This is a genomic window from Bacillus cereus group sp. MYBK5-2 (genome assembly GCF_051915685.1).
In the GTDB taxonomy this organism is placed as follows: domain Bacteria; phylum Bacillota; class Bacilli; order Bacillales; family Bacillaceae_G; genus Bacillus_A; species Bacillus_A cereus.
Map to the genome: position 1 here is coordinate 438,360 of NZ_JBQAFE010000003.1, position 12,372 is coordinate 450,731.

Genomic DNA, 12,372 nt, shown 5'->3' on the forward strand with positions numbered 1-12,372 from the left:
AGCACTTACCTCCTTATATAGGAGGTAATGTGTTGCTTACTGAAAAAAAGATAAATAAACAATGTAGAGAGGGTTTAGTGAAATGAAGTTGCATACACTTGTATCATGTTTGCATGATTTTCCAGTTGTTCCAAAAGAAAATCCAGAAATCACATCTATAGAAGCTGATTCACGTAAAGTGAAAGAGGGAAGCTTATTTGTATGTATGAAAGGATATACGGTTGATAGCCATGATTTTGCTAAGCAAGCAGCGGCACAAGGAGCGGCTGCTATTGTTGCGGAAAGACCAATTGATGTTGACGTTCCAGTTGTACTTGTGAAAAATACTTTTCGTTCGTTAGCGGTTTTAGCTGATTATTTTTATGGTCAACCGACACACAAGTTACATTTAATCGGAATTACAGGTACAAATGGAAAGACAACAACATCGCATATTATGGATGAGATTATGCGAGCACATGGTCATAAAACAGGGCTAATTGGAACGATTAATATGAAAATCGGTGATGAAACATTTGAGGTGAAAAATACAACACCAGATGCACTAACACTTCAACAGACGTTTTCAAAAATGGTTGAACAAGGTGTGGACAGCACGGTAATGGAAGTTTCGTCACATGCGTTAAATCTTGGTCGTGTACACGGATGTGATTACGATGTAGCGGTGTTTACGAATTTAACACAAGATCATTTAGACTATCATAAAACGATGGAAGAATATAAACATGCAAAAGGGTTACTATTTGCACAGCTTGGCAATAGTTATAATCATAATCGTGAAAAGTACGCTGTGCTGAATAGCGATGATAATGTAACAGAAGAGTATATGAGAAGTACTGCAGCAACAGTTGTAACATATGGTATTGATACAACAAGTGACATTATGGCAAAAAATATCGTTATGACGAGTGGCGGGACTACATTTACGCTTGTCACACCATATGAAAGTGTAAATGTTACAATGAAATTAATAGGTAAATTTAATGTATATAACGTACTTGCAGCAACAGCAGCAGGACTTGTTTCGGGTGTGAAATTAGAAACAATCATTGCTGTTATAAAGGATTTAGCTGGGGTTCCAGGACGTTTTGAAGTTGTTGATGGAGGGCAAAATTATACAGTTATTGTTGATTACGCACATACGCCAGATAGTTTAGAAAATGTATTAAAAACTGCAAAACAATTTGCAAAAGGTGATGTGTATTGTATCGTTGGTTGTGGCGGCGATAGGGACCGAACGAAGAGACCGATAATGGCAAGTGTTGCAACAAAATATGCAACTCATGCAATTTATACATCAGATAATCCAAGAAGTGAAGATCCAGCGGCTATTTTAGATGATATGGTACATGGTGCAAGCGGGAAAAATTATGAAATGATCATTGATAGAAAAGAAGCAATACACCATGCAATCGCTAAAGCGAAAGCAGATGATATCATTATTATTGCTGGTAAGGGGCATGAAACGTATCAAATTATTGGTAAAGAAGTTCATCATTTCGATGATCGTGAAGTTGCTAAAGAAGCAATTACAGGGCGTTTAAACAACGAAGAGTAACAACGTGAGAGGAGGACTACATGTGCTTGAGCAAGGTTTATTAGTAACGGCTGGGGTAGCATTCTTAATTTCTGTTGCCCTTTCGCCATTGTTTATTCCATTTTTAAGAAAATTAAAGTTCGGACAGAGTATTCGTGATGAGGGACCGAAGTCACATCAAAAAAAATCAGGGACACCGACAATGGGTGGTATCGTCATATACGTATCTATGATGGTAACTTCACTTATTATGGCGATTAAGTTTAATTATTTAGGTGCAGAGGTTTCGTTATTACTATTAGTGACGTTTGGTTACGGATTGATTGGATTTTTAGATGACTACATAAAGGTAGTTAAGAAGAGAAATCTTGGTTTAACATCAAAGCAAAAATTAGTAGGTCAGCTTGTTATTGCTATTGCATTCTTTTTAATTGGAAAAGGGCAAGCGTTCCACACATACATCATGATTCCGGGAACGGATGTTAAGTTTGAATTAGGTTGGGCGTATTTCGTACTTGTACTATTTATGCTTATTGGTGGATCAAATGCAGTTAACTTAACTGACGGTTTAGATGGTTTATTATCAGGAACAGCTGCTATTGCATTTGGAGCATTTAGTATTATTGCTGTGGCACAAGAGCAATTTGGAGTAGCGATATTCTGTATGGCAGTTGTAGGAGCTGTACTTGGATTTTTAGTATTCAATGCGAATCCAGCAAAAGTGTTTATGGGAGATACAGGTTCATTAGCTTTAGGTGGAGCCATTGCAGCTGTAGCGATTTTATTAAAACAAGAATTGCTACTTGTAATTATTGGCGGAGTATTCGTAATGGAAACTTTATCGGTTATCATTCAGGTCATTTCATTTAAAACAACAGGAAAACGTGTCTTTAAAATGAGTCCATTACACCATCATTATGAATTATGCGGTTGGTCAGAGTGGCGTGTTGTTGTGACGTTTTGGTCTGCAGGATTTTTATTAGCTGTGTTAGGAATTTATATCGGGGTGTGGATGTAATTGAAAACTGTAACTGAATTTCAAAATAAGAATATTCTTGTATTGGGTATTGCAAAAAGTGGTTATGCAGCAGCTACATTGTTACAAAAGCTAGGGGCAAATGTTATTGTAAATGACGGAAAGCCTTTAGCAGAGAATGTACTTGCTGCAGAATTACAAGCAAAAGGAATGGACGTTGTATGCGGTGGTCATCCTTTAGAATTATTAGAGAGAAATATTTCTCTTGTAGTAAAAAATCCAGGAATCCCGTATTCTAATCCAATATTAGTTGCTGCGAAAGAAAAACAAATTCCGATTGTTACGGAAGTTGAATTAGCATATCGTATTTCAGAAGCACCATTTGTTGGGATTACGGGGTCTAACGGTAAAACGACGACGACAATGCTGACATTTGAAATGCTAAAAGAAGGACAAAAGCATCCTGTAATTGCAGGGAACATTGGAACTGTAGCGTGTGAAGTAGCACAGGATGCAAAAGAAAATGAAGTTGTAGTTACAGAACTTTCATCGTTTCAATTGATGGGAGTAGAATTGTTCCAACCTAAAATTGCTGCGTTTTTAAATTTATTTGAGGCCCACTTAGATTATCATGGGACGAAGAAAGAATATGGTTTAGCAAAAGCAAATATTTTTAAAAACCAAACAGAAAATGATTATAGTGTAATAAATGCGGATGATGCAGATGTGATGGCTTTGTCTGCGTATTCTAAAGGTCAAAAAATCCTGTTTTCGACAACGAAAGAAATTGAAGATGGTGCGTGTATAAAAGATAACGCTCTTTATTTCAAAGGTGAAAAAGTTGTTGAAGTAAGCGATATCGTTTTACCTGGTCAACATAATCTAGAAAATATTTTAGCTGCGATGAGTATTGCGAAATTATTAGGTACTTCTAATGAAGCAATTACGGTCGTGTTAAAACGTTTTACGGGTGTAAAACATCGTTTAGAATATGTAACAACGATTAACAACCGTAAGTTTTATAATGATTCAAAAGCAACGAATATGTTAGCGACTGAGAAAGCACTATCTGCGTTTACACAACCGATTGTGTTACTAGCAGGTGGGCTTGATCGCGGAAATGAATTCGATGATTTAATTCCGTATTTCAAAAATGTAAAAGCGATTGTAACATTTGGACAAACAGCTCCTAAACTAGTAAGAGCGGCAGAAAAAGCGGGATTAGATATAATTGAAAGTGTCGATACTTTAGATGAAGCAGTGGTGAAAGCTTATGCTCATTCTAAAGATGGTGATGTCGTTCTTCTTTCTCCAGCGTGTGCAAGCTGGGATCAATTTAAAACATTTGAAGAAAGAGGAGACATTTTTATACAAGCTGTGCATAAACTTATATAAAGTAAATCAAAACATCAGTAGGCTAACACCTACTGATGTTTTGTTACATAGGGCAAAAGGTTCTGCCTAAAGAGGTGGTGTTTGTGGGTAATGAAGAAAACGCCTGATTTTATTCTCATCATCGTAACACTTTCATTGTTGACAATCGGAATGATTATGGTTTATAGTGCGAGTGCAGTTTGGGCCTCTTATAAAATGGGGGACTCATTCTTTTTTGCAAAAAGACAATTACTGTTTGCGGGTCTTGGTGTAGTAGCTATGTTTTTTATTATGAAAATTGATTATTGGGTGTGGCGTACGTATTCAAAAGTGATTTTGCTAGTTTGCTTCATTCTTCTTATTCTCGTTCTTATTCCTGGAGTAGGTCTTGTTCGAGGAGGAGCACGAAGTTGGATTGGAATCGGAGCATTTTCGATTCAACCGTCAGAATTTATGAAGTTTGCGATGATTATTTTCTTGGCAAAGTTTTTAGCAGAACGGCAAAAATTGATTACATCTTTTAAACGTGGTTTATTACCGGCTCTTAGTTTTGTGTTTCTTGCTTTTGGGATGATTATGTTACAGCCAGACCTTGGGACAGGAACGGTAATGGTTGGGACATGTATCATTATGATATTCATTTCGGGAGCGAGAGTCTTTCACTTTGCAATGTTTGGTTTGATTGGTGTAGCAGGATTTGTAGGGTTAATTGCATCAGCACCGTATCGAATGAAACGCATTACATCATATTTAGATCCGTGGTCAGATCCGCTCGGGAGTGGATTTCAAATTATCCAATCATTACTTGCAATTGGACCTGGTGGATTATTTGGGCTTGGACTTGGACAAAGTAGACAAAAATTTCTTTATTTACCTGAACCACAAACTGACTTTATATTTGCGATCTTATCCGAGGAATTAGGTTTTATTGGTGGTTCATTTGTGTTATTATTATTTAGTCTATTATTATGGCGCGGGATTCGTATCGCATTAGGAGCGCCAGATTTATATGGTACGTTTTTAGCAGTAGGTATTGTGGCGATGATTGCGATTCAAGTAATGATTAATGTTGGTGTTGTAACAGGACTGATGCCTGTTACGGGTATTACCTTGCCGTTTTTAAGTTATGGTGGATCAAGTTTGACATTAATGTTAATGGCAGTAGGTGTATTATTAAATATAAGTCGCCATTCTCGCTACTAAACCCTGTTTATAAGACAGGGTTTTTCGTATGTGTGTAAAAATGCAATATGTATATAGAAATAAATATAATGGAAATAAGAAAAGAGAAGCGGAGGAGTTAGTAGTGCGTGTATTAGTGAGTGGTGGGGGTACTGGTGGTCATATTTATCCAGCTCTTGCTTTAATTAGAGAAATAAAAAAGTTAAATCCAGAAGCAAGATTTTTATATATTGGTACGGAAAATGGACTAGAGAGTACAATCGTTCCAAAAGCAGGTATACCATTTCAATCTATTGTTATAAGTGGATTTAAACGAAAAATATCATTAGATAATGTGAAAACAGTAATGCGTTTTCTAAAAGGTGTACAGGATAGTAAACGATATATTCGTCGTTTTAATCCGGATATCGTAATTGGAACGGGTGGATATGTATGTGGACCAGTTGTATACGCTGCAGCCAAATTAGGTATTCCAACTATTGTACATGAACAAAATAGTGTACCAGGTGTAACGAACAAGTTTTTAAGCCGTTATGTTGATAAAGTTGCTGTTTGTTTTGAAGCAGCTATAGAGCATTTTCCAGAGTCAAAAGTGGTAATGACAGGTAATCCACGAGCATCAGAGGTAATGGATCAAAATGGAATGAAGGGGAAACGTTCAGTTGGGCTTTCTCTTCCTAAAAAGTCTGTACTTATATTTGGTGGAAGTCGTGGGGCTAGACCGATTAACGATGCCTTCGTTGAAGCAATTGAACAGTTTGGGAACAAAAGCTACGAAATACTATATGTAACAGGTGAAGTACATTATGACAAAGTGATGGAAGCCGTGAAGCAAAAAGGGAACCCAAGCAATGTTATTATTAAGCCGTTCATTCATAATATGCCAGAGGTACTAACTGGTGTAGACCTTGTTGTTTCAAGGGCTGGGGCAACAACACTTGCAGAATTAACAGCGTTAGGAAAACCAAGTGTGTTAATACCGAGTCCGTATGTAACAAATAATCATCAGGAAAAGAATGCACGTTCAGTTGTTGATAAAGGAGCGGCAAAAATGTTACTAGAAAAAGATTTAACAGCTGAAACGCTTATTCGTGATATTGATGAGATTTTATTAGATGCACAAACATTACAAAATATGAAGCTAGCTGCTAAGCAACTAGGTATTCCAGATGCAGCAAATAAGCTGTATGAAGTAATGAATAAGCTTGTAAAAAAATAAAGTGAGGCTTTAATCAGCGGGGAGTGATTCTCTCTCGTTGATTATTACCTTTCACTAATCGGATGTTTACTGGTATCCTCATTCCGCCTAATTTCTTTATTATCGCCTAATTTTGATTTAGGAGCTGTACTGCCCGTAAATAGAGGGATAACGTTAGGTGAACGCCCTGCATATTATTGTCATAAGGAGACTTAATATGGGGGAGATTGTCTATGGAACAATTAGTAAATGAGCTTATAGAAGCAGACGTTGGTCGTGTTTTAGTTAACGAGCCGTTAGCACGTTATACAACTATGAAAATAGGTGGACCAGCGGATATTTTAATTGTGCCAAAGCATGTAGCCGGTATTGAAAAAACATTACAGTTAGTAAAACAATACAAAACGAAGTGGACTGTAATTGGTCGCGGTTCAAACCTTCTTGTATCTGATCAAGGCATAGAAGGTGTTGTTATTCGTTTAGGAGAAGGATTAGATTACTTAGAGGTCGAAAAACATAAGGTAAGAGTTGGTAGTGGATATCCTCTTATTAAATTGTCAACTTTACTTAGTCGTCAAGGGTTAGCTGGATTGGAGTTTGCAAGCGGTATTCCAGGAAGTGTCGGTGGTGCAGTATATATGAATGCAGGTGCACATAAATCGGATATATCGAGTGTATTATCGAAGGCTCTCATTCTGTTTGAAGACGGTACAATTGACTGGTTAACGAATAAAGAACTGGAGTTTTCTTATCGGGCATCTGTATTGCAAACGAAACGTCCTGGTATTGTTTTAGAGGCGGTGTTTCAATTACAGGCGGGAAAACGTGAAGAAATTGTACGTAGCATGCAAAATAATAAAGATTACCGCCGTGAAACGCAACCATGGAATCACCCGTGTGCAGGAAGTGTATTTCGGAATCCAATCCCACATTTTGCAGGAGATTTAGTAGAAAAAGCAGGGCTTCGTGGTTATAGGATTGGTGGAGCTCAAATTTCTGAAATGCATGGCAATTTTATTGTTAATACCGGGGGAGCTTCAGCGCAAGATGTATTGTCTTTAATTGAATTAATAAAACATACAATTAAGGATAAATTTGATGTAGATATGCACACAGAAGTAGAAATCATTGGAAGATAACGGTTATTCGTTCCGCTCATTATCATTTATGTTATAATAAGAAGATAAGAACGGCATGAGGAACATGCCGTTCTTTATGTTACATAGGGGGATCGTACATGAATAATAGTAAAGTGATTAAACTACAAGATCGTGTACCAAAATTGAAAAATCAAAAGAAAAAAAACAAAAAAAATGTTAATCATCGATTGATTTTATACATATCAATTTTATTTTTATTAGTGCTCTTTTTAATTTATTTTCGGTCTCCGCTTAGTAATATAAAAAAGATTAGTGTGTTTGGAAATCACTATATGACGGATGAACAAGTAATGAAGGATTCAGGCGTGACATATGATACAAGTTATTTCCGAGTGACAGCACATAAAGCTGAAGAAAACTTAACGAAGCGAAAAGAAATTAAAGCAGTAAATGTAAAAAAACGTTTTCCAAACAATATTGATATTCATATCGAAGAATATGTAACGATTGGTTATATAAATAAAGAGGGAAAATTACAACCGTTATTAGAGAATGGAAAAACACTTGATGTACTACCTAATGGAAAACTTCCTGTTGCAGCACCGATTTTCGAACCTTTTAAAGAAGAGAAAATGAAGGAGTTAATCGCTGAACTAGAAAAATTAACACCAGCTATTTTAAAATCTATTTCGGAGATTCGCTATTCACCAACGAATGCGAATGAAGATCATCTTACTTTATATATGAATGAAGGTTATGAAGTGAGCACTACAATTCAAAATTTCGCAAAACGTATGGAAGCCTATCCGCTTATTTTAAAAACAATTGAGCCAGGTAAGAAGGTATTAATTGACTTAGAAGTAGGTGCATATACGAAAGAATTAGGTGCGGAAGAAAAAAAAGAATAGAATGGTAGTTTTCGTTACTTATAGCAGAAAAAACGAAACGAATGTTCTATTATGTGTATACGAATTTAGAAGAATGGTTCATTTGATGAAAAATATGTAAAAATTCTTAGATTCATACTAGTATTGGTACAAGTTTCACTTTTCTATGAGTACATCTTAGTGTAGACTTATACTTGGCGGTAAACTTTACACTCGAAATAGAATTATTTCAAGATAAGCAGTTATTCATAGTTTACTGCGATATTCTTAATTGAATGCTAAATAAAAATAAGAAAAATATAGGGTTAAAAAAGGGAAACGTATAAAGACGTTGAATATTTTTCTTATAAATAGTAAAGTTGCGATTGTTGTTCCATATATTGAGTTGTATGGTATAAATAAAGAAGGAGGTGCCAAAGAATGAACAGCAATGAAATATATGTTAGTCTTGACATCGGTACATCCAATGTTAAAGTCATCATTGGTGAAATGGTTAATGACAGCTTAAACATTATTGGTGTTGGAAATGTAAAATCAAATGGTTTAAAGAAGGGATCGATAGTTGATATAGACGAGACTGTTCGATCAATTAAAAAAGCAATTGAACAAGCTGAGCGCATGGTGGGAATCCACATTGAGCAAGTTGTAGTAGGTGTCAATGCAAACCAGGTACAGCTACTTCCTTGTCACGGAGTAGTCGCTGTTTCAAATGAAGATCGTGAAATCGGGAATGAAGATGTCTTACGCGTTCTAGATGCAGCACAAGTTGTGTCAATTGCTCCAGAACGTGAGTTTATTGATGTGGTACCTCGACAGTTCATCGTAGACGGTCTTGACGAGATTAACGATCCACGCGGGATGATCGGTGTAAGATTAGAAATGGAAGGTACACTTATTACAGGCTCGAGAACTTTACTACATAACCTACTTCGTTGTGTAGAAAAAGCAGGTCTTGAAATTGTTGATATTTGTCTTCAACCTTTAGCGGCTGCAACAGTTGCAATATCTTCAGATGAAAAAAATAGAGGAGTAGCCCTTGTTGATATGGGGGGAGGATCTACAACTTTATCTATTTTTAAAGATGGAGAGTTACAAGCGACGAGCGTATTACCATTAGGTGGAGACCATATAACGAAAGATATTGCGATTGGGTTGAAAACTTCAACAGAAAATGCAGATCAAATTAAGTTGAAATATGGACATGCTTTTTATGATACAGCATCTGAAGAAGAGATGTTTACGGTTCCTATTATGGGAAGTGATCAAACAGAACAATATTCTCAGTTGGAATTATCGGATATAATAGAGGCTCGTGTAGAGGAAATTTTAATGTTTGTTCAAGATGAAGTGCGTAAGTTAGGAGTAAAGCAAGTGGCTTCTGGTTATGTACTAACTGGCGGAATTGCTTCTATGCCAGGTGTTCTTGATCTTGCATATGATATTTTACATGAAAATGTTCGTGTAGCAACTCCTGATTATATTGGTGTGCGTGAGCCCCAATATACAAGTGGAGTTGGATTAATTAAACATTCTTATCAAAAAGCTAAATTACGTGGGAAAAATGTGCAGGAAAAGCAAGAGCATTTTGAACCAGTACCAGCACCAGCACCAACGCCGGTACAACAGCAACCCACGAAACAAAAAACTCGTAATCAAAACAATAATAATCAAAATGATGACCGCATGATGTCAAAAGTAAAACGTGTATTCCGTTATTTATGGGATTAAAATTGGACACGAAAAATGAGGTTCTAGGGGGATTTCGACATGTTAGAGTTTGATACTACTCAAGATCAATTAGCGAATATAAAAGTTATCGGTGTCGGCGGTGGCGGAAACAATGCTGTAAACCGTATGATTGAACACGGTGTACAAGGTGTAGACTTTATCGCTGTGAACACTGATGCACAAGCATTAAATCTATCAAAAGCTGAAACAAAAATGCAAATTGGTGGAAAATTAACGCGTGGACTTGGTGCAGGCGCAAACCCTGAAGTAGGGAAAAAAGCTGCAGAAGAAAGTAAAGAACAGATTCAAGAAGCACTTCGTGGTGCGGATATGGTCTTCGTAACTGCCGGTATGGGCGGTGGAACTGGAACTGGTGCAGCTCCAGTTGTTGCTCAAGTTGCAAAAGAATTAGGTGCTTTAACAGTAGGTGTTGTAACACGTCCATTTACTTTTGAAGGACGTAAGCGTGCGACGCAAGCAGCATCTGGTATTGCAGCATTTAAAGAAAATGTAGATACTCTTATTGTAATTCCAAACGATCGCTTATTAGAGATTGTTGATAAAAATACGCCAATGTTAGAAGCATTCCGTGAAGCTGATAACGTATTACGTCAAGGTGTTCAAGGTATTTCGGATTTAATTGCAACGCCAGGTTTAATTAACTTAGACTTTGCAGACGTAAAGACAATTATGTCTAATAGAGGTTCTGCTTTAATGGGTATTGGTTCTGGTAATGGGGAAAATCGTGCTGCAGAAGCTGCGAAAAAAGCGATTTCTAGCCCATTACTAGAAACATCTATTGATGGAGCTCAAGGTGTTATCATGAACATTACGGGTGGCGCTAACTTAAGCTTATATGAAGTACAAGAAGCGGCAGACATCGTAGCTTCAGCTTCAGATCCAGAAGTAAATATGATCTTCGGTTCTGTTATTAACGAAGGATTAAAAGATGATATCGTTGTAACTGTAATTGCAACTGGTTTTGATGATAGCATTGCAACTCAACCACCAAAACCAATTATTCGTCCGAATGCGAACCACACGCAACAACAGCAACAACCAGTAGCTCAACCTTCAAAACAGCGTGAAGTAAAACGTGAAATGAAGCGTGAAGAGCCAGTTGTACATGAGCGTCATTCAGATTCAGATGATATCGATATTCCAGCATTTTTACGTAACCGTCGTAGACGATAAAAAAAGGAGCTTTCATGCTCCTTTTTGTTTTTTATGGAAAAGACCTGCTAAGCAGGTCTTTTTTTTATTTCGTATATTTCAATATATTTTGTTTGTGAAAATAAGAGTATATCATTCTATGAATTTGTACTTTTATTTTTTACCGACAGATTATGTCTAGAAATCACAAAATAACAAAAAAACACCTCCGCAAATTGACACACTTTCCTATTGGATATGCATTATACTAGTCTCAACTTGAAAAAAGAGGTGAATTGTTTGGTTGTTTACGCCGACGTTGTTTGGTTGTTAAACGCCTGCATTGATTTTCTTTTGCTTTTATTAACAGCTACCGTGTTAAAAAAGAAAATCAAAAGATGGAGGCTTGTGTTAGGGGCATTTATAGGTTCAACTATTGTTATTTTTGCCTTTACTCCTTTTGCTTCTATGATGACACATCCAATTATGAAACTACTGTACTCGTTACTTATTGTGTATACAGCATTTGGGTTTACAACATTTAGAAATTATGCACAAACTGTTTTTACTTTTTACTTTGTAACCTTTATGGTTGGCGGAGGATTAATTGGAACTCATTTCTTTTTGCAAACGAATGAAATGGTAAATGGATTGGTTCAATCTCAGTCAATTTCTTACGGTGATCCAATTAGTTGGTTATTTGTTATTTTTGGTTTTCCAGTAATTTATTATTTTTCTAAAAAGCGTATTGAAAGCGTAGAGGTCACGAAAATACACTATGATCAAATTGTGAAAGTAAAAATTCAATTAGCCGAAGAAGAACTAGAACTCGCAGGTCTTATTGACAGTGGGAACCAACTTTATGACCCATTAACAAAAACACCTGTTATGATTATGCATGTTTCATCATTAGAACATTGCTTACCATCTTGGTTAACAGAACAAATTTATTCCAAAACAGAAATTCCTCAAATACCAGAAAATGATTCTGGTTGGGCGACCAAATTACGCTTAATTCCTTTCCGTGCAGTAGGAGTAGAGAGTCAATTTTTGTGGGCAATTAAGCCTGACAGTGTGCAAGTTGACCATGAAGGTAGTTCTATTGTTGTAAACAAAGTATTAATTGGATTAAATACACAACAGCTGTCTACTAATGGGGAGTATCAATGTATTGTGCATCCAAAAATGTTGATTTCGCAAAAAATGGTGATCGCTTAATAAATGAGAGGCGGGATAAT

Annotated in this window: 10 protein-coding genes; all 10 read left to right on the forward strand. The window is 36.4% G+C overall.

What is annotated here, in order from left to right:
* Positions 1-82: 82 nt before the first annotated feature.
* The 10 genes from murE to spoIIGA all read left to right on the forward strand — a co-directional run bounded on the left by murE (position 83) and on the right by spoIIGA (position 12,352).
* Positions 83-1,558: a UDP-N-acetylmuramoyl-L-alanyl-D-glutamate--2,6-diaminopimelate ligase gene (murE, locus tag ACTFP3_RS14705; protein ID WP_000766320.1), complete on the forward strand. Its 1,476-nt coding sequence runs from the start codon at positions 83-85 to the stop codon at positions 1,556-1,558.
* A gap of 22 nt (positions 1,559-1,580) precedes the next feature.
* Positions 1,581-2,555 carry a phospho-N-acetylmuramoyl-pentapeptide-transferase gene (gene mraY / locus ACTFP3_RS14710; RefSeq protein ID WP_000893060.1) on the forward strand — a complete coding sequence of 325 codons (975 nt, stop codon included), beginning with the start codon at positions 1,581-1,583 and terminating at the stop codon, positions 2,553-2,555.
* Positions 2,556-3,908, forward strand: a complete 1,353-nt coding sequence (gene murD / locus ACTFP3_RS14715) for a UDP-N-acetylmuramoyl-L-alanine--D-glutamate ligase (RefSeq protein WP_000860116.1) — start codon at positions 2,556-2,558, stop codon at positions 3,906-3,908.
* Positions 3,909-3,998: 90 nt separating this feature from the next.
* Positions 3,999-5,090, forward strand: a complete 1,092-nt coding sequence (gene spoVE, locus ACTFP3_RS14720; RefSeq protein ID WP_000753520.1) for a stage V sporulation protein E — start codon at positions 3,999-4,001, stop codon at positions 5,088-5,090.
* A gap of 103 nt (positions 5,091-5,193) precedes the next feature.
* On the forward strand, positions 5,194-6,288 hold the full coding sequence (murG, locus tag ACTFP3_RS14725; RefSeq protein ID WP_025709060.1) for an undecaprenyldiphospho-muramoylpentapeptide beta-N-acetylglucosaminyltransferase: 1,095 nt from the start codon (positions 5,194-5,196) through the stop codon (positions 6,286-6,288).
* 212 nt (positions 6,289-6,500) lie between these two features.
* A complete protein-coding gene (gene murB / locus ACTFP3_RS14730; protein ID WP_326302888.1) occupies positions 6,501-7,406 on the forward strand; it encodes a UDP-N-acetylmuramate dehydrogenase in 906 nt (301 codons plus the stop codon).
* Positions 7,407-7,504: 98 nt separating this feature from the next.
* Complete coding sequence (gene divIB, locus ACTFP3_RS14735; protein WP_001065794.1) at positions 7,505-8,275, forward strand: cell division protein DivIB; 771 nt, start codon at positions 7,505-7,507, stop codon at positions 8,273-8,275.
* Positions 8,276-8,674: 399 nt separating this feature from the next.
* Positions 8,675-9,982 (forward strand): cell division protein FtsA, encoded by a 1,308-nt coding sequence (gene ftsA, locus ACTFP3_RS14740; RefSeq protein ID WP_001087558.1) that lies wholly within the window; start codon positions 8,675-8,677, stop codon positions 9,980-9,982.
* A 39-nt stretch (positions 9,983-10,021) separates the two neighbouring features.
* Positions 10,022-11,176, forward strand: a complete 1,155-nt coding sequence (gene ftsZ, locus ACTFP3_RS14745) for a cell division protein FtsZ (protein ID WP_000888984.1) — start codon at positions 10,022-10,024, stop codon at positions 11,174-11,176.
* Positions 11,177-11,434: 258 nt separating this feature from the next.
* A complete protein-coding gene (spoIIGA, locus tag ACTFP3_RS14750; RefSeq protein ID WP_000261975.1) occupies positions 11,435-12,352 on the forward strand; it encodes a sigma-E processing peptidase SpoIIGA in 918 nt (305 codons plus the stop codon).
* Positions 12,353-12,372: the final 20 nt, after the last annotated feature.

Bases quoted from the DNA above. Each gene is read 5' to 3' on its own strand.
- murB (WP_326302888.1), top strand. From the start codon at position 6,501: ATGGAACAATTAGTAAATGAGCTTATAGAAGCAGACGTTGGTCGTGTT.
- ftsA (WP_001087558.1), top strand. From the start codon at position 8,675: ATGAACAGCAATGAAATATATGTTAGTCTTGACATCGGTACATCCAAT.
- spoVE (WP_000753520.1), top strand. From the start codon at position 3,999: ATGAAGAAAACGCCTGATTTTATTCTCATCATCGTAACACTTTCATTG.
- divIB (WP_001065794.1), top strand. From the start codon at position 7,505: ATGAATAATAGTAAAGTGATTAAACTACAAGATCGTGTACCAAAATTG.
- murE (WP_000766320.1), top strand. From the start codon at position 83: ATGAAGTTGCATACACTTGTATCATGTTTGCATGATTTTCCAGTTGTT.
- ftsZ (WP_000888984.1), top strand. From the start codon at position 10,022: ATGTTAGAGTTTGATACTACTCAAGATCAATTAGCGAATATAAAAGTT.